We start from the raw sequence: 26,445 nt of genomic DNA, 5'->3' as shown, positions 1-26,445 counted from the left end.
AAGAGGGGAAATTTTATTGTTTTGAAATGTACCAGCCGGTCTGTGTTTCGTCAAGGACTTTGTCTGTTGTCTTTTTCGTAAGAAGGCTGACAACGACCATCGCGATGATGGCGATGATAAACGAGTAGGCCGAGAAGTGGAGCGGGATCGTCCCGAAATCAATCCCGAACGCCGTTGCCTTGACATAGTTGAGCATACCGAACGTGAGGGAAGTGACGAGCCCGAGTGCCATCGCCGCAAGCGCCCCTTCTCGGGTGGCCCCCCGCCAGTACAATCCGGAAAGGAGCGGGACCGCGAAAGTCGAGAGCATGACGCCGATACCCATCCAGATCAGGATCGCAAGCATCTCCGGTGGGTTGATGGCAAGCAGCATGGTGAAGAGAGCCGAGAGGACCACGACAATCTTGGAGAGGAGGAGCACGGTCTTGTCATCCGCATCCGGTTTGAGGACTTTCTTGTAGATATCCCATGAGCACATCGCGCCGATCGTGAGCATCAGCCGGTCCGTGGTGGACATGACGGCTGCGAGGACGATCACCGCGAAGACCGCCCAGAGCGCCATGATCGGCATCGAATTCTGGATACCATACAGGATCACGAAGTCTCCGGCATTTGGCACGTTCGGGAGGGTGAAGACGCCCTCCTTGACCATAACTGCACCAGCGAAACCGGTGAACTTCAGCAGGAACATAACCGCACCGTAGATCAGGAACGCGACCAGCGGGGCCCACTTTAAGTACTTGACGTCCTTGATCGCCAGCACGTTATTGATGACATGCGGTGCGCAGGCAAGGCCGACCATCAGGAGAATGGCGAAAGAGATCACGTACGGGATCCCAAAAGTCCCGGAAGGCATCCATGGCATGACAAGGTTCGGGTTCACGCCCGCAAGATAGGTGTTCACATGATCGAATCCACCGGCATAGAAGATGATCACCGGGGCCATGATCAGGACACCGACGATGAGGATGATGGACTGGATAAGGGATGCCCACGCCACCGCGTACAACCCGCCGATCGCGGTGTAGACCGTAGTGATGAGCGTGGCGATGACCAGCGCGAGCCAGAGCGGGATGGCAAAGAGCCACATGAGGACGATCGCAATTGCCGAGTACTGGCCGACAAGGTAGATGAACGAGACGATGATGCCGGCCACCGCGGAGAGGGTCCGGAGAGCGACCGGGCTCTCGTACCGGTGGGCAAGGTAATCCTGCACCGTAATGTAACCGGCAGTCTTTGCCACGTTGTGGAGTTTCACGCCAAAGAAGATAATGCAGAACCCGATGGAGAGCGGGACGAATATCTGCTCCCAGATCGTGGGCCAGCCGGCCTTGAAGCCGAGTCCCGAGACCCCGAGAAGGGACATCCCCGAGGCGACCGTACCGATCATCAGCAGGATGAAGACCCAGAAACCGAGCTGGCGCCCGGCCACGAGATAATCCTCGGTATTCTTGATCTTCTTCGAGGCCCATGCCCCGATACCGAGCATGACAAGGAAATAGATAACAATGACGCCGATGGTGATGAGATCCGCAGCCATCAGTCATGCCCCCGGAAGGTCAGTCCCCAGTAAAGCAGCGCTACGATGACGACGAGTACAACCCCGCCGACGGCAATAATGGTAATATCAGGCAATCCAAACATGTGATCCAAATATTTTGTGGTATGCTAACATATAACACGTTCGAAATGTGATGAAGAACGGACCGGTGATCCGTTGCCGAAATATGTTTAATACTCCGCTTGCGAACTTAGAACACAGCGGATAAAAACGGTTTCTATGGGGGTTATAAAAGCACGCTCAGTCTCTCGGCAGTGACCAAACAGATCGGCGGCCTTACTGCAGTGAATACGGTAGACCTGAAGATAGGAAACGGCGAGATTGTCGGTCTTGTGGGGCCGAACGGTGCCGGGAAGACCACACTCTTAAATATTATCTCCGGTATCATCCCCCCGACTACCGGGACGGTCTCGTTCTGCGGCGAGGACATCACCGGTATGAAACCGGACCGGATCTGCCGGAAAGGGATTGCAAAGACTTTCCAGATCGCCGAATCTTTTCCCAACCTGACTGCCAAGGAGTGCGTGATGATCGGTGTCCTCTTCGGGAATGACACGGCGCCTGGTATGAAAGAGGCACAGTCTTTTGCGCTTTCGATCCTCGCAGAAGTCAACTTCCCGCCCGAGAAAGCCGAAACCCTCAACCGGAACCTCAATGTCGTCGAGCTCAAGCGCCTGCAGCTCGCCCGGGCACTTGCGTCAGGCCCTAAACTCCTCCTGCTTGACGAACTGACTACCGGTCTCAATCCGAAGGAGAGCAACGAGGCCGTGGAGCTGATCCGGAAGATCCGGGACCGGGGAATCTCCATCCTTATCATCGAGCACGTCATGAGCGTCATCATGGGGGTTTCCGACCGTATCGTCGTGCTCGATCACGGCGAGAAGATTGCCGAAGGCCGACCATACGAAGTCGTGAATAACCAGCGGGTCATCGATACCTATCTCGGTGACTTCAACGCGTTTTAGGGGAGGGAAAAAATATGCTCACGGTGACCGGCCTCAACGTCTTTCACGGGAACCTGCAGGTCGTCTGGGACATGAGCCTCCGGGTGGAGAAGGGCGAACTTGTGACCCTGATCGGGCCGAATGGTGCCGGTAAGACGACAACGGTCGAGACTATCATCGGGCTCAACCGGAACGCCTCGGGTTCGATTGTCTTCGATGGAGAAGATATTCTCGGCCGGCATCCCTACGATCTCTTCAGGAAAGGGCTTGCGCTCGTCCCGGAGAAACGCGAGATTTTCCCGAAGATGCCGGTCAGCGAGAATCTTCGTCTCGGTGGAATCGGCCCAAACGAAACCGGGAAAACCCTTGCACATATCTACCAGCTCTTCCCGATCCTGCGGGAGCGCGAACACCAGCAGGCCGGGACGCTGAGTGGCGGCGAACAGCAGATGCTCGCGATCGGCCGGGCGCTTATGTCCAGGCCCCGGCTCCTCATCCTTGACGAACCCTCGACCGGGCTCTCGCCCATTCTCGTCGGGCAGGTCTTCAGATCCCTCGAGCAGCTGGGGCGGGAAGGGATGACCATCCTCTTGCTTGAGCAGAATGTCCGGCACGCGCTCGATATATGCGACCGCGGGTATGTGCTCGAGAATGGGAGAATCGTCAAAGAGGGGAAGGCAAAGGAGCTCATGCGCGACCCGCACATACAGAAGGCGTACTTAGGGTTCTGAAACGAGGCGGTCTCACGGGAACTGTTACGATTCTACCAGATTTTTTTTACCGGTCATTTCTTCCGGGACATGTCCGGAGTTTTTTTAATAACACACTGTCGACCGCGAATAAATAAAAAATGGCTCAGTTGAAATCCGGACTTTTTCATAGAATCCCGCAGAGCCAAAGTGTAATCGATTGATTTAGATAGAAAATATAATAATAGAATATTACAATGCGGGTATCGGGACTCCTATTTCTTGCCATCCTCCTTGTAGTGATAATTATTGTCCCGATAGCAAGTGCTGATGACGCGAATGTAACTCCCAACACAGCCCCGTTTATAACGATTGACCCGATAGGGAACCACACAATTGGCGATGTGTTCTTTATCAACGGGACTACGAATTTGCCGGTTTCTGAAAATCTTGCAGTATTTGTACAACCTTTCCATTCTATAATGATGCAGAAAGGTAGAAGAGAGCCGGGTATTGTTATTTACAAGGTTCCGATAGTCTCCGGGAGGAATACAACGAATTATTGGTCAGTTAATGTTACTGACGGTTATTGGAAACCTGACGAATATGTCGCTGAAATTACAGCAATAAATATAGTACCCGAAGTTTCCGCATTCCAACATTTTACAATGGTTCCAGACACTACCCCTTTTATCACGATCGATCCCATCGGTAATCATACTGTTAGTGATGTATTTTTTGTTAATGGCACGACAAATTTGCCGGTTGGGGGCAATCTTTCTGTGGTAATTGAGGATGGTTATGAACCTGGTGGAGGAGGACCTAATTTTTATCGCACTATTCCGATCCAATCGGGAGAAAATGGAATGAATTTCTGGTCCTGTAATATTACACCAACTCTTTGGTCGCCGGGTCATCGCGTCCAAGGCTGGTTTACCTTCACAGCTGCAAATTTCCCGCCTGGTAATTATGGTGTGGAAGTCACCTGGGAATATAATGTAACCCGGTATCAGAATTTAACAATTTTTCCTGCAAAATCAAAAGAACCTTCAACGCCATTATCGACTCAGATTCCATCGCCGACATCAACCATCTCAGCGTCCTTAAACCAGACTACTGAAATTCCGATTCCGCCATCCCCTGCCCCATTTTCTCCGGCAGTACCGATAATGGCTGTGGCTGTTGTTGGAATTCTCAGGGCGATTTGCATAAAAAAAGGGTAATGGAACATTGGTTTAACTTTTTCCGATTCAAACATGTTTAACTTTTTACGATCGCGATCATGATCGCGATCAAAAATTTTCAATCGACCCAATGATCGCGTTTAAAATTTTTCAAACGCGATCGTTATCGCGGTTGCGAGTGTGAAAAATCTCCAGAGGAAATAAAGGTCTGCCAGACGTGAGCACCTTCCGGATTTATGGAATGATCGTGATCAAAATTTTTTCATCGCGATCATTTTTGCGTTTAAAATTTTTCAAACGCGATCGTTTTCGCGATCGAAAATTTTCAATCGACCCTTGCTCAAAAATTTTTCAGCAGGGTCTGGCTGTAAAAAGTTAAACAGATCTTGTGAGCAGGTGCGGTTCAGACCCCGGGCCAGACCCCCCACTGATAAAGGCATAACCCCCAGGTTCCTATCTGTAATCTGATCGACACCTGCCACTCTCCGACGAAGACAATTTCGGCTCACTCATTTTCTCCGACGTCCGACAGGTCATCAGACTTGGAGGAGGAGAAGAGTCCAAAGGACTCTTCGACGGTCATACCCGCCTTCCTGAAAACAGGGGTTCTTTTCGTTTTAACCCACTAATGGTCGATCCGGATCGGGATCGCCTTCTGGAACACTGCTAAATATGACCTCCCTTTCTCCGACGTAAAAATGAGTAAAAACGGGGGAATTAGTGCCTCATTTTTGCGAATTACTGCCTCCCAGGGGGCATCACCCTCTTTTTCGGAAGGAAGTCTCTGACGGAGAATCATAAAGTGGGGAATGTATGTCCCTCAGTGTCTCGGATCTGGAGGGTGATTTGGCAGGGGTAGTGATAAAGTTAAAGACCGTGAAGAAATCTTTCCAAAAGAAAATTTCAGAAAATTTTCCGGAAAAATTTTTGAAAAAATTTCATGGAGATTTAAAAAAACAAAAATCTTTCCATAAACAAAAAATGATAAAAAAGATCACTAGCGAAAAAATCTCACACCCTGTCCCCGCCCACACCTTTCTTCCTCCGGCCCTCCCGCCATGTCCGGATCCTCTCCGGCAGGTTCACGAGCCCTTTGGGCAGGAAGATGATCGTGAGGATAAGGATGAGGCCGACGATGACATACCGCCCGAAGGTGAGTCCTGTTGTTTTCAGCCCTTCCCAGATGACCGTGAGGACAATCGTACCGATGACCGGTCCTGCAAGCGTGCCGAGGCCGCCAAGGATTACATAGGTAATCGGCCAGAACGAGTTGTCGACGCCATACAGTTCCGGGGTCAGATAACCGATATGGTGGATCTGCAGCGCCCCTGCGATGCCGGCGAGGAAAGCGCTCAGGGCAAACGCGAGGAGCCGGTAACGGACGGGATCGACCCCGGCAGTCCGGGCTTCCAGCTCGTTCTCCCGTATCGCGAGGAACGCAAGACCGATCCGGGACTTCATAATATACCAGATCGCGATCAGGGAAGCGATCGTGATGGCGAGAACCGCGTAGTATTCAATGAGCTGGTAACCGGGGATGGCCGGACTTATGAGCCGGGGCGAGGCGATCCCGTCCCAGCCACCGGTGACCGGCGCAAGCACGCTGACCGTTAAGGTCTGGACGATGATGGCAAACCCGAACGTGACCATCGCGAGGAACCACTCCTTGAGCCGGACACAGGTGAGCCCGATGAGGATACCGATGAACGCAGCGACTGCGGCCCCGAGAAAGATGGTAATAAACGGGGAGATCCCGCTGTGTACCGCAATCAGGGTCGAGGCATACGCGCCGATGCCGAAGAATGCAGCGTGGCCGAGGGATCCCTGCCCGGAGAATGCGAGCAGGTTCCATGCCGATGCAAAGATGATGAAGATAAGCATCAGCACGAGAAGATTCAGGAGAAACATGCTGTCCGAGAGGAAAGGTAAGGCCGCGGCGATGGCGAGCGTGGCAACGAGCCCGTATTTTGTCAGATCATCCTCCCTGAAATTCACGATCCTTTACTCTCCCTTCTCGCCGAACAAACCGGTTGGCCGTATCACGAGCACGACAATCAGAATAATGAACGAGACCGCGTCCTTCCATATCCCGCCGAGAAGGAACGCCGCACCGTTCTCGGCAATGCCCATCAGGAGCCCTCCGATGATTGCGCCCGGAATGCTGCCGAGCCCTCCGATGATGATGATGGCAAAGGCCTTCACTGCCGGGATCGAGCCCATGTACGGGTTGAAGACCTGCCCGCTCACCACCCAGAGCGTCCCTGCCGCAGCCGCGAGTGCGCACCCGAGGCCAAAACTGATGATGTCGATCCGCTCGACATCAATTCCGACGAGCATCGCCCCTTTCCGGTTCTGGCTTGTCGCCCGCATTTCCATGCCGGTCCTCGTCTTCCTGAGAAAGAGGTAGAGGGCGACCAGGATCATCGCAGTAAAAACTATGATGATGATGTAGTCGAGCGGGATACTGAGCGGGCCGACCGGGACCTCGATGCCGCCATAAGGGCTCCTGACGCTCTGCCAGGCATCGCCCCATATCATCGCGGCACCGTTCTGGAAGATATAGATGAGCCCGATTGAAAGGAAGATCTCGTTGAGTTTGCCGGTGCCGAGGATCGGCCGGAAACAGAGCCGTTCGACAACCGCCCCTATGCCGATGAGCACGAGCATGGACAACAGGATAATAACATAGGGATTGATCCCGGTCAGGAAAAAGATCGTCGCGGTAATATACGCACCGATCATCAGGAATTCCCCGTGCGCGAAGTTGACGATCTTCATGACCCCGAAGATGAGGTTCAGGCCGGTGGCGAGCAGGATATAGATACAGCCGGCATACAGCCCCCAGAACATGATCTGAAGAAAGATCCCAAGGTTATCCATCGCGTTCCGGTCCCCATCCCGCTATGCAATAAAATCAGACGGCTTCTAATAAAAAAGGATGTTCAAGGATTTACGCGCTGCCGGCTGTGTACCAGGATGGCAGGACAAAGTCCGTTGTCTTGAGGTTGTCCGGCCAGACGATCGAAGGTCGTGGCTCACCGAGGGTCTGGTTGAACGCGAGCTGCTCCATCCAGAGGTCGAATCCCGACTCACGGAAGTCCGGTGAGAACGAGATGGTCTGGTTCTTCATCGCCTCGATAACCTGGGGCATATTCAGGTTGACAAGCGCCTGTTTCACCGCGGCCTTGTCCGTGGTCCCGGCATTGCCAATTGCCTTTGCCGCGATGAAAACTCCATCATAGGTAGAAGCACCCATCATGTCCGGGTAGGTTCCGAACTTGGCGAAGTATGCCTGCTTGAACGCGGCCTGATCGTCAGTGACGGGTCCCGTAGGAGCAGTATAGGGTGAGAAACGGCTTTCGATGATCGATCCTTCACCATACTGGCCGAGATCTTTGTAGAACTGGGCATTGTCATTGTTCTCAGGTGAGAGGAAGATGGTGTTGAGGCCGATATCCCTGCGTGCCTGCGTAATTGCCGGGGCGCCTTCATTCGGGAACGCACCGAGATACAGGGCATCAGGATTTGCTGCCTTGATCGCGGTCAGCTGGGTCCGGAAATCGCTATCCCCCATCGTGTAACTCTGCTGGGAGACAAGGACAATATTGAGCTGGTTTTTCGTGATGGTGTCGTTCACTGCAGTCTGGATCCCTTTCCCGAAGGCCGTGTTCTGGTAAAGCAGGGCAAGCCGGAACGGGCGATCATTTGAAGCGTTGAGTTTTTTATTAACGGCAGGACGGATAACCTGGTCGATGAACGTCGTGGTGTAATGTCCGTAGGTATCGGTTGTCGGGCAGTGATGGAAAATGTAACTGGTATCGATACCATCCGTCCGGTGGGTGATAATTGGGCTTGACGCTCCAGTTACGATGAACGGGATCTTGTTGTCGGCAATGGTCTGCTCGTACGCAGAAGTGACCGCGCTTGAGTATCCGCCGACAAGAATGTCTACTTTGTCATCGGTGATGAGCTTGGTCGCGGCCTTCTGGCCACCCGTCGCGGTGGACTCATCGTCACCCACAACGAGATTGAGCTGGGCTTTCGAACCGTCTTTGAGGGTCACGCCGCCATTGGCGTTGATCTTATCGGCTGCGACCTGTGCCGACTGCCACATGCTGGTGCCGACATTGCTCGCCGGACCCGTCAGCGATGCGATGACCCCGACCTTGATGACGCCTTGCGACACCGATGTTGTCTGCTGCTGCGTAGATGCCTGCTGGGTACAGCCGGCAATAAGTGCGGCCATGATGAGCAGGACCGCGATAAAGAGAACCGGGTATTTCATTTCAGACCCCCTATGCTATGATATAGCATGGCAAGATCATTATCGATAGTTGACTAAAAAAGAATATCGCTTATTATTTTATGAGAACTATCGCCCGGGGACTGCCGGCGTTTTTTTCAGAATGATATTAGTATCGTATTGGCGAACGTTCTTAACGACCGGATATTTCGAACAGAGAAATGCATCCCCTTCTGCCCGGGGAATTCCCGGAATACCGCGAACATTTTTTCCTGCAAACGGGTAACGATCGTTCATGTTCCACGAGACTGCGGTATCAGGACTGTCGCTTTCTCTCTATGACAAGACATTATTAACGTGCCGGTTAAATCAGCTTTTAAGAGTACCTGCATGTCCAAATGTTGTCCGCACTGTGGTAAGGAATCAAACGAGGAGTCTCCGCGGTTCTGCAGCGGATGCGGTGCCCGGATGGACGGGAGCATTCCGGCCGGGTACTTGGGATATGCGGTCGAGCACCGGGGATATTATACAGGCCCGCCCCGGCCTCATAAGAGCATGATGGTAGCAGGGTTCTGCTCCTCCTTTCTTCCGGGCCTCGGGCAGGTCTATAATGGCGAGACCGCAAAAGGGTTTGTCCTCTTTCTTCTCACCCTTGCGGGACTGTTCATCTTCCTCATCCCCGGCCTCATCGTGTGGCTCTATGCAATGTACGATGCGTATTCCGTTGCGGGAAAGATGAACTCCGGCGAGGTCCCCTCCCGTGAGACCCGGACGGTTCACATGGTTCTGTTTATTGTGTTTGCCCTGATCGTGATTGTTGCGATTTTAATCATGATTATGATGGCAATGTCGAGCCTGATGTCCCAGGTTGGCACGCTTGACACCGGAAATTACCATAAACTGTTTGAGTCCAACGGGTTGTTCTGATCGGCCCGACTGTCAGAATATGCTTTTATCGATGTACGGCATCCCCAGAATTCCCCCTCAATAAAAAAATGTATAACTGCTAAAATCTTTCGCACTCAAAGCATTATGAGGCATAATACACCCAGAGCAAAAACGGCAACGGGCCCGTGGCCCGGGCAAGGTCCGTGATCTTCTGCCCACTGAAAATCCCGTGAATCCGGGTGCACCACGCGATATGCATATACACTATTCTCCCGTCCTATAACCGGGAGAGGGATAATTCCCCCTGCAGGTTTTTGGTAAACTGTTACGTTTTACCGGACAACAGTGCCTGCAACCGGCTGATCAGGTCAGCAATAACATCTTCCTTTGACTGCTGTTGTGTCTGTCCTGAAGACTGGCCGCCGGAAGGCTGTGCCGCCGGGTTCGGTCCTCCCTGCGCACCCTCCGGCCGATCGGCCGGTGCTGTTGCATTGCCATAGGTCTGGTTTCCAAAGGCCCGGTGCGTCATGTTCCCATTCAGGCCGGGGCCACCCATCATGCCAGGAGCGGTCATATTGCCTAATGTCTGGTTACCGAATTCCGGGGGGGTCATGTTCCCGCCACCCATTCCCGAAGCTCCGTTACCCGGGCCCATCATTGCACCGGAACTCTGGTTCCGCAAATCCGGGGGAGTTATGTTTCCGCTTCCCCGTGATTCACCGGGGCTGCCAAAGCTGGTCATATTTCCAAATTGACCGGATGGTGGTAGTGGCATTGTTGAGTTCCCGGTTCCCTGTGGGTTTCCAGGCCCGCCAGAGAATGGCGCTCCTCCCGAACCTCCGGAAGCTGGGGCGCCTGCAGTTATATTCCTGTCATTATGTCCGTTACCAGGTCCGCCGGGGCTCATGGTGTTTCCCGTTCCTCCGGTTGGTGCTTGTGGCATTACGTTCATGATCCCTGTGGCGGACCCGTGGCCAAAACCTCCCGGGCCCTGGCTGGTCCCGGTGCCGGATTCCTGCGCAAGTGCAACCGGTACGAGTACCACGGCTGCACACCACAGGACCGCCAAAATCACGAAAGGACTCCTGAGTATTTTCATAGTGCATCTTCTCCTTTTTGGCAACTGTTGATGGTCAGTTGACCTGTGCCTATCCTCCCCACTGTACCGTATAAATTGAAGTCATGCACCAGGGCAAATATACCTACCAGGAACATGGATCATTAAACCTGAGAGTTAATATTATGCAATTGGCTGCCCGTATCGGTTGATAAAATCCGGGTCCGTTTATGGGATGCCTGATTCACAGCCCGGTCCGTACCAGAAAACCGGACCTGAGTGGGAGAACGGTGTGGAATCTGAAGAGTGATGTAAAAACATATTCCCGGAAAAATGAGCAGCAGCGGGGAGCAACGTCCGGTTACACAACCTTCCCCTCAATCGTCACCGTCTTCTCCTCAACCGGGACCGTGACCCCGGCCCTCACGAGCGCCCGGTCCACGACGTATCGTACCCCGCTGCAGCACGGCACTTCCATGTGGAGGACTATGATCGAACGAATTGTATGTTGAGTGAGGATCTCTGCGAGTTTTTCGATATACCCGTCAATGTCCGAATCGAGTTTCGGGCAGAAGATGATCAGGATCCTCCCCTTCAGGAATTCCGCATGGAACCCTGGATACGCGAACGGGACGCAGTCCGCGGAGATGAGGAGATCCGCATTGTCGAAGTACGGGGCGGCCGGGTTCAGGAGTGCAAGCTGGACCGGCCACTGCCGGAGCTCAGATGACGTTTTCCCGCCAACCGGTTGCCGGGGGCCGGCACGGTTTCCGTTCCGTGGAATACTTCGGGCAGCTGAGCCGGGACAGCCATCGAAAGGATGCGGGGCGTGGGGTTCCGGATGGCAGACACCCTCCCCGGTTCTGCCCGCCATGGGGTGTACCATACCAGCGGATGCGGATGCATTCCTGCGCTCCGGTGCCGTATGATCCGGGATGAGGATATCGTTCTCGATCAGGTACTCAATTGCCTGGTTATAAAACGCAGTCTGGCCATGGGCTGCGAGGTGTTCAAGATGTGCCTTGATGACGGATGCTCCCTGCTTTGCGATATTCTTCATCACAATCTCCTCGTCATACGGTACTGCCACTCGTTCGACAACAGAGATCGCCCCCTCGGGGCAGGTGCCAATGCAGGCGCCGAGTCCGTCGCAGAAGAGGTCGCTGACGAGCCGGGCCTTCCCATCGATCAACTGGAGCGCCCCTTCCGGGCAGTCCGGGATGCACTGGCCGCAGCCCGTGCATTTCTTCTCATCGATGCTGATGATCTTCCGCTTCATGGCAGATCTCCCGCGAGGGATATGATCCGATCAGGGTATCAATCTTCCGGAACCCGAATCGAACGAGGTACATTAACGTTGTACTTCTATCCCCACTTCATTCCTTCGCAGGAACCCCGGGGTCCAGGGAGGATTGTACCTCATCAGAAACGGTTCGCCAACCGTGGTAACCCCGGCAGTTTTCAGACCTTCCTTCAATCGCGATTCTGCAGCATTTACATCGTCCTGAGATGCATATCCACTAAAGCGGATAACCGCAATCTCCCGGCCGGGCAGCGTCTCGATCCGCACCCGGCTGTCAAGGGGATCCGGGATCTCCTCCCTCGGTTTTCCCGCAGGCATCACAAATGACATCGATGATGCATTGGAAAGAACCGGTGCAGTCATCGCGATTGTTTGTGACGTTATTACCGGAGCGGTCATCGATATGGTGTTGTGAGCTTTATTGCTGCCGGAGATGTAGGCAAAAAGAAGGTTGAACCCGGAATCGTTATCTGAGTTGTCAACGGTCGCAAGCACCAGAAGAGGGTACTGCCGGAACTCGATCTCTCCAGCCTTTCCTCTGAGAATGTAGGGAATAGTGTCGGTGGAAGGCAGGGTAAACAGCAGGGCCAGCGCCAGAATAATTACGATGCAAGAACCCACCAGAACCGAAGTGCGCATATCCCCTTATAGGATGATGCAGGTAAAAAAAACAATCGGCATCCTGACAGTTTTTTTATGAAAATATTGAAGATCGCCCTCTCTTATCTCACAATGGAAATGCATACCTTTGAAACCCGAAAAAAAGGGCGAGGCTTAACCGTTTTTTAGTGCCACGATATCCTTAACCCCGACCAGTTTCCAGACGACCGAACGCTCCTCGCGAACAATTGCATCCACCAGGTCATCCGGGCTGTGACCAAGAGCAGTGAGGACATGGGAAGAAAGCCGGTTTTTTGTGATCATTGCGGCAAACTGTGTCCGGACCTTCTTTTTCAATTCCTGATCCAGAACCTCTTCAAGCCTGCCCTGAAGACTCACAAAAGTAAACATAGAAAGGTCGGGAGCATAATCCTCAATTTCGACAGAGACGTTTGGATTTGCATTAAAATACTCCAGTTTCCTGCCGTATTTCGTGGAGAGAAAGTAGAGGTACTTTCCATCGAAAACATACATAAACGGCGCAATATAAGGATGACCTTTCCCCTCAAAAGCGATACGGGAAATATACTGGCGTTTGATCAATGCATCGTACTCTGCCTTCACCATCTTGGGGATTTTTGCCGGATCTACCATAACACAATACCTCTCGTTAAGTATTTTTTGTAAGGTATACATGAAGCAATTGATCATTCAGAGAAATCTCCTGGTTTTCACTTCGTACCGGTACCTGATGGAAGCACTTGAGATCTTGTCAATAATACGACCAGCTTCCGTTAATCTGATTTTGGGCTGTCGTTACGATATGTGCGTTTCCGCGCGTATTGCAGGGCGATATGGTACCTATGTAAAGACACGCGGGAATCGGCTTTCAGAAGTAATGGATCCGGAAAAAAGAGAGGTATCTCGTGCCAGCTACTTCCCGCTCGTCACCGTCTTTGACCCACGGAGGATTCCAACCGTTCCGGTCCGGACAAATTCCTTGATCCCGTACTGGCGCAGGAGTTTCTCCAGTGCATCGATCTTGTCCTTATCCCCGATTACCTGCAGGATCAGGGTCTTTGTACCGACATCGACAATCTGGGCCCGGAAGATGGAGGCAATCTGCATGATCTCTGCACGGGAAGTCCCCAGTTCTGCCGTCACTTTGATCAGGGCAAGCTCCCGCTCCACCCGCTCGCTGTCTGTCAGATCAGAGACCTTGATCACATCGATGAGCTTGTTGAGCTGTTTCATTACCTGTTCGATCTTTTCATCGTCACCGATGACAACGATGGTAATCCGGCTCATGTCCGGCTCCTCGCAGGGCCCGACCGCAAGGCTCTCGATATTGAACCCGCGGCGGGAGAAGAGGCCGGTGACCCGCGAGAGCACACCGGCCCTGTTCTCGACAAGGATGGATAACGTATGCGGCTTCATGATCGGGGATGACCTCCTATCATCTCGTTGATTGCAGCACCGGCCGGGACCATCGGGAAGACGTTTTCTTCGCGCTCGATCCGGAAGTCCATCACAAACGGCCCGTCACAGTTCAGGGAAGCCTGCAATGCCGTGAGCACGTCGTCTGGAGATTCGACCCGCATTCCTTCGATACCATAGGCATTGGCGATCTTCACAAAGTCGACCGGCGGGAGCTCGGTAAACGAATACCGGTGGTCGTAGAAGAGCTCCTGCCACTGACGGACCATGCCAAGATACATGTTGTTCAGGATAACGACCTTGACCGGAATTTTGTTCGCGACAATGGTGCCGAACTCCTGGATGTTCATCTGGATACTGCCATCGCCGGCAATATCGAAGACCGGAACATCCGGCCGGGCAAAATGCGCACCCATTGCGGCAGGAAGCCCATACCCCATGGTGCCAAGACCACCGGAGGTGATCCAGGTGCGCGGGTTGTGGAAGCAGAAGTGCTGCGCAGTCCACATCTGGTTCTGCCCGACCTCGGAGACGATCACGGCCTTGTCTTTCACCAGATCGCTTAAAGTCCTGATGATATACTGCGGGTGCAGCGCACCGTTCGCAGGGCATTTGAGCGGGTGAAACTGTTTCCAGTGCTGGATCTTCTTCCACCAGGCATCATGCACGCCATTCTTTTTAATGGATGTGAGCATATCCTGTAAAACCGCTTTCACATCCCCGACAATCGGGACATCGACCCGTTTGTTCTTGCCGATCTCCGCGGGATCGATATCGATGTGGACCACCTTCGCGTGCGGCGCAAAGGTATCGATCTTGCCGGTGACCCGGTCATCGAACCGTGCCCCGATGGCGATGAGGAGATCGCATTCAGTCACGGCAAAGTTCGCATACTCGGTGCCATGCATGCCGAGCATGCCAAGATTGAGTGGGTGATCGCCGGGAATGCAGCCGATACCCATCAGTGTTGTGGTGACCGGAATTCCCATCCGGGTTGCGAGCGCAATCAGCTCTGTTGAAGCATTTGACGAGATGATGCCGCCACCGGCGTAGATAAGCGGCCGCTCCGCTTCAACGATCAGGGCAACAACCTTGTCGATCTGACGGGAATGGCCTTTATAGGTGGGGTTGTATCCCCGGAGCACGACTTTGTCGGCACGCGGAACATCCTTTGCCATCCCGGTCTGGGTATCCTTGGGGAGATCGATGAGTACAGGTCCCGGCCGGCCGGTCCCGGCAACGTAGAATGCTTCCTGAACAACCCTGCTGATCTCGTCGGTCTTCTTGACCAGGTAATTATGCTTGGTGACTGGCATCGTGATACCGGTGATGTCTGATTCCTGGAAGGCATCATTCCCGAGCATGTAGGTGGGGACCTGCCCGGTGATCGCGACCACCGGTACGGAGTCCATATAAGCCGTCGCAATCCCGGTGACAAGGTTGCATGCACCGGGACCGGAGGTGGCTAGGCATACTCCTACACGGCCGCTCGCTCGCGCAAAACCGTCCGCGGCATGCGCTGCTGCCTGTTCGTGCCGCACGAGAATGTGCCGCAATGACGAGTCATAGAGTTCATCATAGACCGGCAGGATCTGCCCGCCAGGGTAGCCGAAAATTATCTCGACCCCCTCGCGCTGGAGTGATTCAACGAGGATTTTTGCCCCGGTTTTCATGTTCTGTCCCTCAATAGTCTGTTCATGCCGGCGATCATCGCCTCGACACTTGCCATGATGATGTCGGTGCGGGCGCCGCGTGAAGTAATTATCTTCCCGTCTTTACTTAATCTTACTGTCACTTCGACAAGGGCATCGGTGCCGCCCTGGATTGCATCGACATGGTACTCCTCGAGCCGGATATCCGCGACATCCCCCACGCATTTGCGCAGGACTTCCATCGCCGCATCGACCGGGCCGTCACCAGTGGCAGCCCCGGTCATCTCCACGCCGTTCACGACCAGCGTCACGGAGGCGGTCGGGATCATGTGGCTGCCGGAGGTGGCGGTGAACTGGCGCATCCTGATGACCGGCTTGCACTCGATCGCAAGCACGGCATCGGCCACGGCCATCAGGTCGGCATCCGTCACGCGCTTGCCCGCATCGCCGAGCTGCTTGACCCGCTTTACGATCTCTTTTACCTGTTTTTCGTCGGCCTTGTAGTTCATCTCGTGCAGGGCCGCCTCGACTGAGGCAGTACCGGAATGCTTGCCGAGCACGATCCGGCGCTTGCGGCCTACCTGTTCAGGTTTTACCGATTCATAGGTAGACGGTTCGCGGATCACGCCGTGGGCATGGATGCCGCTCTCATGCGTGAAGGCCATCTCGCCCACGATTGCCTTGTTCACTGCAAGCGGGACGCCCGTGTGTCGGGAGACAAGGCTCGAGAGCGGGTAGATCAGCTCCTTCCGGATCCGTGTGTGGTACCCATAGAGCACTTCGAGCGCCATTACCACTTCCTCAAGCGGCGTATTGCCTGCCCGCTCGCCAAGACCATTGACCGTCACGTGGGCGCAGGAGGCGCCGGCCTTTAAGGCCGCCATCGTGTTAGTCACCGCAAAGCCGAGGTCGTCGTGGCAGTGGATCGACAGCGGGGCAATTTTTGCCAGCGGCGGGATGAACTCTGCAACCTTTTCCGGTGTCAACAGTCCTACCGTATCGCAGAAGCAGAGCCGGTCTGCCCCATGTTCGACCCCCGCTGAAAAGATCGAGCGGAGGAATACCTGATCGGCCCGGGACGCGTCCTCACCCGAGAGCTCGACAATGAGTCCCCGGTTCTTCGCGTACTCCACGGCATCCATCGCCATCGCGACGACCTCGTCGCGGGTCTTGCGCATCTTCTTGGCAATATGCAGGTCGCTGACCGGGACGACAAGGTGGATAGAGTCCGCATTACATTCAGCGGCATAATCGATGTCTCCATGAAGGGCCCGGACGAATGTGCAGATCTCGGCAGAAAGACCGGCCTCCGCAATCCGCTGGATTGCTTCACGCTCTCCATCGGATGCAGCCGCTGAACCGGCCTCGATGACATCGACACCAATGTCCGAGAGCCTTGAGGCAATTTCAAGTTTCTGGTCCGGGTTTAACGAGACACCCGGAGTCTGTTCTCCGTCCCGTAATGTGGTATCTAAAAAGCGCAGGTTTTTAACAAATAAAACATTCACTCATGGCAAATCACCATAGATAACGGTGGGAATGGAGAATATAAAAAGATTCGGGCTATTTGTGCCCCTTGGCCCAGATGTGATCCGACCGGAGAAATTATATTTTATTGGTTCACATTATCCGGTTGGATCATCCGGAACTGCCATTGGGACGTTAGTATGCCGTCTTTCGAAAAAACCGACTCTTCCTCAACCACTGCCAGCTGCGATGCAATTGCCCGGCAGTGCCGGGATTTGAAAGAGGTGAATTCCCGGGGGGAGCTTGGGGAGCGCATCGCGAGCATCGTCCTTGCGCATTCCCCGTCCGATATCGAACGGATGAAGCGAAACTTTGTGACGAAGGTCCAGGACCTCACGCCGGAATACCGTGACCGGCTGACCCGGAAGATCACCGAGCACCTGCTCGGGACATACCAGCGTATACGTCTCGATGACCAGCAGGGTAAGTTCAAAACCCTGGACCAACCGGTTATCGATGAGCAGAAGAAGTACTGGGATATGGTGGCCGGCCAGTGCCGGGAAGAGGAAGCGGGCGATGCACCGGGGACCCGTTTCCTGAAATATCTCCTTGCCGGCTACTGCATGCTCGTGCTGAACGAGCCCGGCCACCCGGTTGGCACACCCTTCCCGGGCGGAGATACGGTCGAATTCACGGACGGATGCTATTATTGCCCGGTGCGGGAGAAAGCAAACGATGTGGATAACGCCCTTTGCCCCTTCTGCCCGGCCCGGCAGACCCCCGAGATCGGGTATCTCCGGCCCCCGACCAACCCGAGCGAGCACAGGAAGCGGGAGTTCATCGAGCACTGCCATCGGTTCCACAACTTCAACGGTTGAAAACCGAAGAATATTTTTTTTACCGATGCTGCATAAGAATGCTATATTCGTACAGACGTTAGGAATCAGGCAAGAATATATTTTATCGGAGATCCATCTCTACTGGTAGATACGTCGGGATACTGCTGGCCTGGCCGGATTTTCTTACGGGAAACGAAAGAATGGATACACCGAAATTGCTTATTGATAACCCGTCGCGGTATATCAACCGCGAACTGAGCTGGATCCGGTTCAACCGTCACGTGCTGGACGAGGCCCTCGACATGAGCCATCCCCTCCTCGAGCGGGTGAAGTTCCTTGCGATCTTTGCAAATAATCTCGACGAATTTTTCATGATCCGGGTCTCCGGTCTCCAGCGCCAGTTATCCAAAGGGGTGCTCAAGGCCCCGCCAGATGGCATGACCCCTGCACAGCAGCTCGACGCGATCCGGCAGCAGCTCCTCCCTGAACTGCAGGCACAGGACGACTGCTGGCATAAGGAGCTGCTCCCGCGGCTCGCGGAAGCGGGGATTGTTCTCCATAAATACAGTGACATGAGCGGCCCGCAGAAAACGGCGATGCACCGGTTCTTTGTTGACGAGGTCTTCCCGGTCCTTACCCCGCTTGCATTTGACAGTTCACACCCGTTTCCCTTCATCTCCAACCTCTCCCTCAACCTTGCGATCATCGTGAGGGACCAGAACCGGAAGGAGTTCTTCGCCCGCGTCAAGGTCCCGACCAACCTCTTCTCCCGGCTGGTCCGGGTGCCCGAACCGGACGGCAGCACGCGCAGTGGCGACAGCATTGTGCACCTTGTATACCTGGAGGAGATCATTGCGGCCCATCTCGATATGCTCTTCCCCGGCCTCGAGACGATCGCCTCGTTTCCCTTCCGGATTACAAGGGATGCGGACCTTGAAATTGAAGTCGATGAAGCCTCGGACCTTCTCACCACGGTTGAGGAGATCATGGAGCAGCGGGCCCGGGGAAAACCTGTGCGCATCGAAGTCGACTGTTCAATGCACGATGGCATCTGTCATATGCTCGAGTCCAAGCTTGGTGTCACGGAATCAATGCTCTACCGCGTCGGTCACCCGGTAGGCATGGCCGACTTCATGGAGCTGATGTCCCTGGACCGCCCCGAGCTGAAGGATGCACCGTTCCTCCCCTCGATTCCCGCGGACCTTGCCGACGACCGGGATGTCTTTGCCGCAATCCGGCACCACGACATTCTGCTCTACCAGCCCTACGACAGCTTCACGCCCGTTGTGAACTTTATACGCCAGGCCGCCCACGACCCGGATGTGCTCGCGATCAAGATCACCCTTTACCGCGTGGGCTCCAACTCTCCGATAGTCAATGCCCTCATGGAAGCCCGCGAGAATGGGAAAGCCGTGGCCGCCCTGATCGAGCTGAAGGCCCGGTTTGATGAGGAGAATAACATCGGCTGGGCACGTGCGCTCGAACACGAGGGCGTCCATGTCGTGTATGGCGTTGTCGGACTGAAAGTGCACGCGAAGCTCTGCATGGTGGTCCGGCGCGAGAAAGACGGGATACGGCGCTACATGCACCTCGGGACTGGCAATTACAACGCGACCACGAGCCGTATCTATACCGATTTCGGGCTTCTCACCTGTGACCGGGAGATTGGCGAGGATATCGCAAACCTCTTCAATTTCCTGACCGGCTATGCCCGGATCGAGCACTATATCAAACTGCTCGTTGCCCCCGTCACTCTGCGAAAAGTACTAATCGAAAAGATCGACCGGGAGATTGCCCGCCAGCAGGATCACGGGGACGGGCATCTCATCTTCAAGATGAATGCCCTGGTCGATCCAGCCTGCATTGCGGCGCTCTATAAGGCTTCACAGGCAGGTGTGAAGGTTGACCTGCAGGTCCGGGGCATCTGCTGCCTCCGGCCCGGTTTACCCGGCATCAGCGACAATATCCGGGTCACGGCGATTGTTGGCCGGTTCCTTGAACACGCGAGGATCTATTACTTCCGTAATGGAGGAGACGAGGAGGTCTACCTCGGGAGTGCCGACATCATGCCCCGGAACCTCGACCGGCGCGTGGAGATACTCTTCCCGGTTGAGAACCCGGCACTGCGAAAGGCAATCATCGATACGATCCTCCCTGTTCAGCTCGGTGATAACGTCAAGTCCCGCTTGATGCAGCCCGACGGGACGTATATACGTATCGTCCCCGGCCCGTCTGAAGAATCCCTGAATGCACAGTCATGGTTCGTCGAGCACCGGGGCGTCTGGTATGATAAATTCTCATAAGGATGCGTCACCGGATACCGGTCTCTGCTGGTTCGGGATGCGGGGGCTCGCCCCTCTTCTCGAGGCTTTCGAAAAGGAGATCGATGGTGTCAAAGCGGCTGAGGACATCGAGTATATCCACCGCATGCGGGTCGCGTCCCGCCGCCTCCGGGCCGCCCTTCCCCTGTTCCGGACCTGCTTCCCCCAGAAGCAGTACACCCGCTGGATGCAGGAAATTGCGGGCATCACCCGTGCGCTTGGGGAAGCCCGGGATGCGGATGTGCAGATTGCATTCCTGGTTAAGTACCGGAAGAAGAGCACTGCTGCATGGAGCACTCGGAACCGTACCGGGCCTGACGGCTCAAACCCGCTGCAACCGGCGATCGCGTATCTCCTGCAGGAACTCCGGAAGAAACGACAGCAGCTCCAGGCCCGCGTCCTCTCAGCCCTTTCTGATCTCGAAAAGAGCGGGGTCGTTGGCGAGATGCATACCACGTTTGCCTCAAGGATCGCTGCAAGCCGGCGAACGCCCGTGCAGTCCCTTGCCTATGGCTTACCGACGGTTGCTGCCCTCCGTATCGAGTCGCGCCTTTCTGTCATGCGTTCATTCGAACCGTGGATCCCCCACCCGGATGCGGTGGCAGAACACCACGCGATGAGGATCGCAGCCAAGAAACTCCGGTACACCATGGAAGTGTACGGGCCCATGTACCGCCTCGACCTGAGAAAACCCCATGCCCGGGTGAAAAAAGTCCAGGAGATCCTGGGGGACCTTCATGACTGCGATGTCTGGATTGACCATGTCACGCGGCTGCTGCTCCGGGAGCGGAGCCGTATGAGATCTCAGAATGGGGAGAAGCGCCCGGATACTGCGACACTTGCAAGCCTCCGGCTCTTCCTGCAGGACCGGGAGCGGGAACGGGTCCTGCTGCACCGCCACTTCATGCGGTACTGGCAGTCCCTCCTCCGGATAAAAATATGGGACGAGCTCCGGCAGACTCTTGACAGCGGGAGAAAGAAGCGGTTCATTCCGGCCCGGATACATCGGGAACAGGATACCCACATGGCATGCGAAGCCCTTGCGGCGACCTATCCCGACGGGCTCTTACACCACCGCACCGTGACCCGGCTCGCACTCATGCTCTTCGACAGCCTGCAACCCCTGCACCAAATGTCCCGGCACGATCGTTTCCTGCTCGAATGTGCAGGTATGCTCCATGATATCGGATGGCTTGACGGTGCAAAGCGGCACAATGCCCGTTCTTCCCGTCGTATTTTTTCCGATGAGACGCTATCTTTTGACCTCGCAGACCGCAGCATGATCGGCCTTGTTGCCCGTGCCCACCGCGGGCAGGTACGGATCGAGTCCCATCCCCTCTTCCCGCTGCTGGCTCCCGAGTACCGGAAAAAGACACTCCAGCTCGCCGCGATCCTCCGCATCGTGGACGGCCTGGATTTCCTCCACAAGGGGTCCGTGCAGGAAATCCACTGCGTAATCGGGAACCGGGAAGTCGTGTGCGATGTCATATCTCCGGTCGATGTCACTCAGGAGAAGGAGCGGGCACGATCCAAGTCCGGCCTCTTTGTCCGTATGTTTGAAAGGGGACTGGTGATCCGGTGAAGACTCCCAATCACGGCCCTGAGGGGCGCGTCGTCACATTCATCGATATGGGGACAAACTCGATTCGGGTACTGGTAGTACGGCTCAACCCCAATCACTCCTACACGATCCTGACCCGTCAGAAACAGCAGGTGCGGCTGGGTGAGGGTGAATTCGAAGACGAGGTGATCACGCCGCAGGCCATGGAGCGTGCGGTCATGGTAACAAAAAAATTCGCGGAACTGGCACGGACTTTCCATTCCGAGGAATTTGTTGCCGTAGCTACCTCCGCCACGCGGGAAGCATCGAACCAGAACGAGCTCCTCCATCAGATCCGGCAGGAGGCACAGCTGGACATCCGCGTTATCTCCGGCCGTGAAGAAGCCCGCCTGATATACTTAGGAGTTGTCAGCGGCACCCATATCGGGAACAGGAAGGTTTTTTTCATCGATATTGGCGGAGGCAGCACCGAGATCGCGGTCGGCGTTGCCCGGGACTATCATTACCTCGACAGTTTCAGACTTGGGGCAATCCGTCTCTCGAACCTGTACTTCGATCCCGATAGCAAAGGCCCGGTCACTCCAGAGCAATACAAAAAGATCCAGCAGCATATCAAGGACGCCATTATTCGTTCCGTCGAGAAGGTAAAGGGATTCAAACCCGACTGTGCCATCGGGAGCTCCGGCACGGTCATGAACCTTGCCGAGATCGCGGAGAAAACCCTCCACGTGTCAGCGAAGTCTTCCGGCACTGCTTCCGGCCAGATCTTGTCCTACAAGGACTTAAAAAAAGTAATCGAAATGATCTGTCCGCTCCCGCTGGAACAACGGCGGAAAGTGCCGGGCATGAACCCAGAGCGTGCCGACATCATCATTGCGGGTGCAGCGATCCTTGACATGTTTATGAAGGAACTGGGCCTCAGCGAGATCACCATCACCGGACGCGGCCTGCAGGACGGGCTCCTTGTTGATTATCTCTCACGGATGGACAACTTCCCCCTGCTCGGCGAACTCTCGCCCCGGCAGCGGAGCGTGCTGCAACTGGGGCGGTCGTGCGGAATCAACGAGGTCCATGCCCGTACTGTAACAAGTCTTGTGCTTGAAATGTTCGATTCGGCAAAATCTCAGAAACTCCATGACTTTTCCGATGCCGAGCGGGAGCTTCTCGAATATGCCACGTTTCTCCACGATATCGGCTCGTTCATCTCGTACACCAACCACCATGCCCACTCGTATTACATCATCCGGAATTCCGAGCTCCTTGGGTTTAATGAAAAGGAAGTGAGTTTCATGGCCACGCTTGCCCGGTTCCACCGCAAGAAGAGCCCCAAGAAAAAGGATCTCGAGATCACGGATCTCGATACAAGGGAACAGAATGCCCTGCGACTGCTATCGAGTTTCATCCGGCTGGGCGAGAGCCTTGACCGGAGCCATGCAGCCCTCGTCCAGCATGTCCGCTTCTCTTCTGTTGACAAAGACACTGCCCGTCTCGAGATCATCACCCGTGGCGACTGCCAGCTGGAGATGTGGGGTATCGAGAGCGAGAAAAAATCATTCGAGAAGGCGTTTGGCAGGAAGCTGGTTTTTGAGGTCATCGATTCACGGATAACCTGAAAAATCATCCCCCGTTCGGGATCCTCCTATTTTGAAAGTCCCTCAAAAAGTTGGTGAAAAATGCCAGAAAAGCGGGCAAACGCCTGTGGATCTTAGAGCTTCTTGAGGGCCTGCACGACTTTCCCGACAGATTCCTGCGCGTCGCCATAGAGCATCTGCGTGTTGTCCCGGTAGAACAGATCGTTTTCGATCCCGGAGAAACCTTTCCCCTGCCCGCGCTTGAGAACAATGACGTTCTTTGCCCGGTCGACGTCGAGAATTGGCATGCCGAAGAGCGGGCTGCCCTGCCGGTGCGCCGCTGGGTTGACGGTGTCGTTGGCGCCGATGACGAGGACGACATCGGTGCTTGGGAACTCCGGGTTTATCTCATCCCTGTCAAAGAGGTGATCATAGGCGACCCCGGCCTCAGCGAGCAGGACGTTCATGTGGCCGGGCATCCGACCGGCGACCGGGTGGATTGCAAATTTTACCTGGACGTTTTTACTCTCGAGGAGATCGGTCAGCTCCTTGACCTTCTGCTGGGCCTGGGCGACCGCCATGCCGTAGCCGGGAGCAATGATTACCTTATTCGCGTACGCGAGCATGACTGCGACGTCGTCGGACCCGATCGATTTTATGCTGCCCTGGATCTGTACCCCTTTCTCTTCCGTAGCGCCGAACGCACCGAAGAAGACGTTCGAGAGCGAGCGGTTCATCGCCCGCGCCATATTAAGCGTGAGCAGCGAACCGGCGGCGCCGACAATGATACCGGCGACGACCATCGCATAGTTGGGGGTCGCAAACGAGAACCCGTCGAGTGCGACGGCAAGTCCGGTGAAAGCGTTGTACATCGAGATCACAACGGGCATATCGGCCCCGCCGATCGGGAGCGTCATGAGGAGCCCGAACCCGAGCGAGAGGACGAAGAACAGCGGGAGATACATGGTAATGGAGAGCGGAATCCAAGCCGGCTGGAGGATAACGAGCACACCGGATACGATGGCGAGGGCCAAGACTGCCATATTGACGATCTGCTGGCCCGGGAAGGTGATCGGCCGCGGCCGCATCCAGCCCTGGAGCTTCAGAAACGCAATGATGCTTCCCGTGAACGAGACAGCCCCGATGAGGCCGCCAACAAGTGCGAGGGAACCGGTAACCGTGGTGGTTGTGCCAAGAAGCGCAACCGTCGAGATCCCGGCTGCTGCGCCGCCACCCATACCGTTATAGAGCGCTATCATCTGGGGCATGTCGGTCATCGCAACGCGCTTTGCTGCTATATAACCGAAGCCTCCGCCAATGACAATCGCAATGGTGATCAGGGCAAAGTTGGTGAGGTTCGGGGTAAGGAACGTGACGAGCGTCGCGATCAGCATCGCAGCGCCGGCCCAGACGATCCCGCTCCGTGCAGTGAGCGGGTGGCTCATCCGCTGCATACAGAGAATGAAGAAGAAGATCGTCACGATGTAGATTGGATCGATCAGCCACGAGAGTTCGACCATCTTACACCTCCTTTCCGGGCTTCTTTCCGCTGCGGTCGAACATCTGGAGAATCCGCTCCGTGACAACGTAGCCGCCGGTCACATTCGCCGCTCCAAGGATGACTGCAATAAAGCCGATAACCTGTTCAAGAGGTGTCGTTGCGAGACCGAGCGCGACCATCGCGCCGACAAGCACGATCCCGTGGATGAAGTTCGAGCCGCTCATCAGCGGCGTGTGGAGGATGGCGGGGACCCGGCTGATGACGACGTAGCCGGTGAACGCAGCCAGCATCGCAATGTAGACCGCTGTCCAGAGGGTTGTTACGTCACTCATCGCTTCCCTCCGCTCATAAGCTCGCGCGTAGGCCCGTGACGCACTTCGCCAGCATGGACCAGAAGACTCGCGACCAGAATCTCATCGGTAAATTCTGTGACAAGCTTTCCGTCCTTGTCAACGAGAAGTGCCAGGAACGACTGGAGGTTCTTCGCGTACATCTGACTCGTGTGGAACGGCACCCGGGCCGGGAGGTTCTGGGGCCCTATGATCAGGACGCCGTGTTCCCGGATGGTCTTGCCTGACTGGGTCAGTTCACAGTTGCCTCCAGATTCAGCAGCCATATCAATGACGACGGCACCTGGCCTCATCGTTGCGACCGTTTCCTTTGTAATAAGGACAGGAGCTTTCCGGCCGGGAATGGCAGCCGTCGTGATGACGATGTCGGCCCGTGCAACAGCGGCGGAGACCATCTGCTGCTCCTTCGCCTTCTCCTCAGGCGTGAGTTCTCTCGCGTAGCCACCCTGACCTTCGGCATTGATCTCAAGCTCGAGGAACTTGGCGCCGAGGCTCCGGACCTGCTCTCCGGCGGCGCGCCGGACATCGTAAGCCTCGACGATGGCGCCGAGCCGCTTTGCCGTAGCGATCGCCATCAGACCGGCAACACCGGCTCCCAGAATGAGCACAGTTGCCGGGCGTATCGTACCCGCGGCAGTTGTGAGCATCGGGAGAAACTTCGGGCAGTTATCAGCACCCAAGATGGCCGCCACGTAACCGCCGGCCGTTGCCTGGGAACTGAGCGCATCCATGCTCTGGGCGCGGGTGATCCGCGGAACGAACTCAAGGGCAAAAGCGGTGACCTTCCGGTCGCGCATCCGGGCGATCGCTTCAAGGTTGTTCGCAGGGTTCATGAACCCGATGACAATCGTGCCCTCGGAAAGCTGATCGACATCGGCGACGGTCGGGGGCTGGACCCGCAGCACGATCCGGGCGCCGTCCAGCAGCTCAGTCCGGCTGGATGCAATCTTCGCACCGGCGGCGATGAAGAGATCGTCAGAGTAGTACGCACTCGACCCCGCATCGTGTTCGATCCGGACCTCGTAGCCAGACTTCGTCATCTTCTGGACGATTTCCGGCACGGACGCCACGCGCTGCTCCCCCGGGGCCTGTTCTTTCGGAACGGCGATTACGACCGTCATACGATCGCTCCCTTCGAACCGGCCATGAATATCGCCTTTAAATCCTGTGCACTGACGGGGGTGCTCACAATTCCCACCGCGTTTGTTGGTGCTTTTTCGCTACGGAACAAGCTTTTCACTCCATGGATGGTCTGCAATGTATCGTATAAATTGGAC

At 55.3% G+C, this 26,445-nt stretch carries 22 protein-coding genes; 8 read left to right on the top strand and 14 right to left on the bottom strand.

Going from position 1 to position 26,445, the window contains the following annotated elements:
* Positions 1–13: 13 nt before the first annotated feature.
* Positions 14–1,540 (bottom strand): sodium:solute symporter family protein, encoded by a 1,527-nt coding sequence (locus tag ABSG49_RS07260; RefSeq protein ID WP_424025456.1) that lies wholly within the window; start codon positions 1,538–1,540, stop codon positions 14–16.
* 275 nt (positions 1,541–1,815) lie between these two features.
* Here ABSG49_RS07260 and ABSG49_RS07255 point away from each other — a divergent pair, with 275 nt between their 5' ends.
* From ABSG49_RS07255 to ABSG49_RS07245, 3 genes are all read left to right on the top strand, one after another.
* Positions 1,816–2,526, top strand: a complete 711-nt coding sequence (locus ABSG49_RS07255; protein ID WP_424025455.1) for an ABC transporter ATP-binding protein — start codon at positions 1,816–1,818, stop codon at positions 2,524–2,526.
* 14 nt (positions 2,527–2,540) lie between these two features.
* On the top strand, positions 2,541–3,236 hold the full coding sequence (locus ABSG49_RS07250) for an ABC transporter ATP-binding protein (RefSeq protein ID WP_424025454.1): 696 nt from the start codon (positions 2,541–2,543) through the stop codon (positions 3,234–3,236).
* A 257-nt stretch (positions 3,237–3,493) separates the two neighbouring features.
* Positions 3,494–4,417 carry a hypothetical protein gene (locus ABSG49_RS07245; RefSeq protein WP_424025453.1) on the top strand — a complete coding sequence of 308 codons (924 nt, stop codon included), beginning with the start codon at positions 3,494–3,496 and terminating at the stop codon, positions 4,415–4,417.
* 972 nt (positions 4,418–5,389) lie between these two features.
* On the opposite strand, the gene ABSG49_RS07240 is transcribed toward ABSG49_RS07245, so the two are convergent.
* From ABSG49_RS07240 to ABSG49_RS07230, 3 genes are all read right to left on the bottom strand, one after another.
* On the bottom strand, positions 5,390–6,373 hold the full coding sequence (locus ABSG49_RS07240; protein WP_424025452.1) for a branched-chain amino acid ABC transporter permease: 984 nt from the start codon (positions 6,371–6,373) through the stop codon (positions 5,390–5,392).
* A 6-nt stretch (positions 6,374–6,379) separates the two neighbouring features.
* On the bottom strand, positions 6,380–7,258 hold the full coding sequence (locus tag ABSG49_RS07235) for a branched-chain amino acid ABC transporter permease (RefSeq protein WP_424025451.1): 879 nt from the start codon (positions 7,256–7,258) through the stop codon (positions 6,380–6,382).
* Between the two features lie 70 nt (positions 7,259–7,328).
* Entirely contained in the window at positions 7,329–8,663 is a 1,335-nt protein-coding gene (locus ABSG49_RS07230) for an ABC transporter substrate-binding protein (RefSeq protein WP_424025450.1), read from the bottom strand.
* A gap of 426 nt (positions 8,664–9,089) precedes the next feature.
* Here ABSG49_RS07230 and ABSG49_RS07225 point away from each other — a divergent pair, with 426 nt between their 5' ends.
* Positions 9,090–9,548 (top strand): DUF5683 domain-containing protein, encoded by a 459-nt coding sequence (locus tag ABSG49_RS07225; protein ID WP_424025449.1) that lies wholly within the window; start codon positions 9,090–9,092, stop codon positions 9,546–9,548.
* Between the two features lie 286 nt (positions 9,549–9,834).
* Here the strand turns inward: ABSG49_RS07225 and ABSG49_RS07220 are convergent, their stop codons facing one another.
* From ABSG49_RS07220 to ABSG49_RS07190, 7 genes are all read right to left on the bottom strand, one after another.
* Complete coding sequence (locus tag ABSG49_RS07220) at positions 9,835–10,122, bottom strand: hypothetical protein (RefSeq protein ID WP_424025448.1); 288 nt, start codon at positions 10,120–10,122, stop codon at positions 9,835–9,837.
* An 805-nt stretch (positions 10,123–10,927) separates the two neighbouring features.
* The gene (locus ABSG49_RS07215; RefSeq protein ID WP_424025447.1) at positions 10,928–11,845 is read right to left on the bottom strand and encodes an ATP-binding protein; all 918 of its coding nucleotides are present in this window, start codon (positions 11,843–11,845) and stop codon (positions 10,928–10,930) included.
* A 72-nt stretch (positions 11,846–11,917) separates the two neighbouring features.
* A complete protein-coding gene (locus ABSG49_RS07210) occupies positions 11,918–12,508 on the bottom strand; it encodes an SOUL family heme-binding protein (protein WP_424025446.1) in 591 nt (196 codons plus the stop codon).
* Between the two features lie 135 nt (positions 12,509–12,643).
* The gene (locus tag ABSG49_RS07205; RefSeq protein ID WP_424025445.1) at positions 12,644–13,096 is read right to left on the bottom strand and encodes a pyridoxamine 5'-phosphate oxidase family protein; all 453 of its coding nucleotides are present in this window, start codon (positions 13,094–13,096) and stop codon (positions 12,644–12,646) included.
* A gap of 306 nt (positions 13,097–13,402) precedes the next feature.
* Complete coding sequence (gene ilvN, locus ABSG49_RS07200) at positions 13,403–13,906, bottom strand: acetolactate synthase small subunit (RefSeq protein ID WP_424025444.1); 504 nt, start codon at positions 13,904–13,906, stop codon at positions 13,403–13,405.
* Entirely contained in the window at positions 13,903–15,579 is a 1,677-nt protein-coding gene (ilvB, locus tag ABSG49_RS07195; RefSeq protein WP_424025443.1) for a biosynthetic-type acetolactate synthase large subunit, read from the bottom strand. The genes ilvN and ilvB overlap by 4 nt, the downstream gene beginning before the upstream one ends.
* Entirely contained in the window at positions 15,576–17,066 is a 1,491-nt protein-coding gene (locus ABSG49_RS07190) for a 2-isopropylmalate synthase (RefSeq protein ID WP_424025442.1), read from the bottom strand. Before ABSG49_RS07190 ends, ilvB begins: the two co-directional genes overlap by 4 nt.
* A gap of 159 nt (positions 17,067–17,225) precedes the next feature.
* Here ABSG49_RS07190 and ABSG49_RS07185 point away from each other — a divergent pair, with 159 nt between their 5' ends.
* The 4 genes from ABSG49_RS07185 to ABSG49_RS07170 all read left to right on the top strand — a co-directional run bounded on the left by ABSG49_RS07185 (position 17,226) and on the right by ABSG49_RS07170 (position 23,359).
* A complete protein-coding gene (locus ABSG49_RS07185; RefSeq protein ID WP_424025441.1) occupies positions 17,226–17,903 on the top strand; it encodes a DUF2115 domain-containing protein in 678 nt (225 codons plus the stop codon).
* Positions 17,904–18,064: 161 nt separating this feature from the next.
* Entirely contained in the window at positions 18,065–20,167 is a 2,103-nt protein-coding gene (gene ppk1, locus ABSG49_RS07180) for a polyphosphate kinase 1 (RefSeq protein ID WP_424025440.1), read from the top strand.
* The gene (locus ABSG49_RS07175; protein WP_424025439.1) at positions 20,151–21,767 is read left to right on the top strand and encodes a CHAD domain-containing protein; all 1,617 of its coding nucleotides are present in this window, start codon (positions 20,151–20,153) and stop codon (positions 21,765–21,767) included. Before ppk1 ends, ABSG49_RS07175 begins: the two co-directional genes overlap by 17 nt.
* A complete protein-coding gene (locus tag ABSG49_RS07170; protein ID WP_424025438.1) occupies positions 21,764–23,359 on the top strand; it encodes a Ppx/GppA phosphatase family protein in 1,596 nt (531 codons plus the stop codon). Before ABSG49_RS07175 ends, ABSG49_RS07170 begins: the two co-directional genes overlap by 4 nt.
* 92 nt (positions 23,360–23,451) lie before the next feature.
* Here ABSG49_RS07170 and ABSG49_RS07165 read toward each other — a convergent pair whose 3' ends face one another.
* Genes ABSG49_RS07165 through ABSG49_RS07155 form a run of 3 tightly spaced genes read right to left on the bottom strand, consistent with a single transcriptional unit; the run spans position 23,452 to position 26,289 of the window.
* Entirely contained in the window at positions 23,452–24,837 is a 1,386-nt protein-coding gene (locus tag ABSG49_RS07165; RefSeq protein WP_424025437.1) for an NAD(P)(+) transhydrogenase (Re/Si-specific) subunit beta, read from the bottom strand.
* A 1-nt stretch (position 24,838) separates the two neighbouring features.
* A complete protein-coding gene (locus ABSG49_RS07160; RefSeq protein ID WP_424025436.1) occupies positions 24,839–25,150 on the bottom strand; it encodes an NAD(P) transhydrogenase subunit alpha part 2 in 312 nt (103 codons plus the stop codon).
* Positions 25,147–26,289 (bottom strand): Re/Si-specific NAD(P)(+) transhydrogenase subunit alpha, encoded by a 1,143-nt coding sequence (locus ABSG49_RS07155; protein ID WP_424025435.1) that lies wholly within the window; start codon positions 26,287–26,289, stop codon positions 25,147–25,149. Before ABSG49_RS07155 ends, ABSG49_RS07160 begins: the two co-directional genes overlap by 4 nt.
* Positions 26,290–26,445: the final 156 nt, after the last annotated feature.

The organism is Methanoregula sp. (assembly GCF_049510175.1).
Taxonomy (GTDB): Archaea; Halobacteriota; Methanomicrobia; order Methanomicrobiales; family Methanospirillaceae; genus Methanoregula.
This window is presented reverse-complemented; position numbering and strand designations above follow the sequence as displayed.

Excerpts from the sequence above, each read along its gene's own strand:
- ABSG49_RS07250 (WP_424025454.1), top strand. The coding sequence starts at position 2,541 with ATGCTCACGGTGACCGGCCTCAACGTCTTTCACGGGAACCTGCAGGTC.
- ABSG49_RS07220 (WP_424025448.1), bottom strand. The coding sequence starts at position 10,122 with ATGACCCCCCCGGAATTCGGTAACCAGACATTAGGCAATATGACCGCT.
- ABSG49_RS07205 (WP_424025445.1), bottom strand. The coding sequence starts at position 13,096 with ATGGTGAAGGCAGAGTACGATGCATTGATCAAACGCCAGTATATTTCC.
- ABSG49_RS07165 (WP_424025437.1), bottom strand. The coding sequence starts at position 24,837 with ATGGTCGAACTCTCGTGGCTGATCGATCCAATCTACATCGTGACGATC.
- ABSG49_RS07175 (WP_424025439.1), top strand. The coding sequence starts at position 20,151 with ATGATAAATTCTCATAAGGATGCGTCACCGGATACCGGTCTCTGCTGG.
- ABSG49_RS07155 (WP_424025435.1), bottom strand. The coding sequence starts at position 26,289 with ATGACGGTCGTAATCGCCGTTCCGAAAGAACAGGCCCCGGGGGAGCAG.
- ABSG49_RS07230 (WP_424025450.1), bottom strand. The coding sequence starts at position 8,663 with ATGAAATACCCGGTTCTCTTTATCGCGGTCCTGCTCATCATGGCCGCA.
- ABSG49_RS07160 (WP_424025436.1), bottom strand. The coding sequence starts at position 25,150 with ATGAGTGACGTAACAACCCTCTGGACAGCGGTCTACATTGCGATGCTG.
- ABSG49_RS07235 (WP_424025451.1), bottom strand. The coding sequence starts at position 7,258 with ATGGATAACCTTGGGATCTTTCTTCAGATCATGTTCTGGGGGCTGTAT.
- ABSG49_RS07260 (WP_424025456.1), bottom strand. The coding sequence starts at position 1,540 with ATGGCTGCGGATCTCATCACCATCGGCGTCATTGTTATCTATTTCCTT.
- ABSG49_RS07210 (WP_424025446.1), bottom strand. The coding sequence starts at position 12,508 with ATGCGCACTTCGGTTCTGGTGGGTTCTTGCATCGTAATTATTCTGGCG.
- ABSG49_RS07215 (WP_424025447.1), bottom strand. The coding sequence starts at position 11,845 with ATGAAGCGGAAGATCATCAGCATCGATGAGAAGAAATGCACGGGCTGC.
- ABSG49_RS07185 (WP_424025441.1), top strand. The coding sequence starts at position 17,226 with ATGCCGTCTTTCGAAAAAACCGACTCTTCCTCAACCACTGCCAGCTGC.
- ABSG49_RS07225 (WP_424025449.1), top strand. The coding sequence starts at position 9,090 with ATGGACGGGAGCATTCCGGCCGGGTACTTGGGATATGCGGTCGAGCAC.
- ppk1 (WP_424025440.1), top strand. The coding sequence starts at position 18,065 with ATGGATACACCGAAATTGCTTATTGATAACCCGTCGCGGTATATCAAC.
- ilvB (WP_424025443.1), bottom strand. The coding sequence starts at position 15,579 with ATGAAAACCGGGGCAAAAATCCTCGTTGAATCACTCCAGCGCGAGGGG.
- ilvN (WP_424025444.1), bottom strand. The coding sequence starts at position 13,906 with ATGAAGCCGCATACGTTATCCATCCTTGTCGAGAACAGGGCCGGTGTG.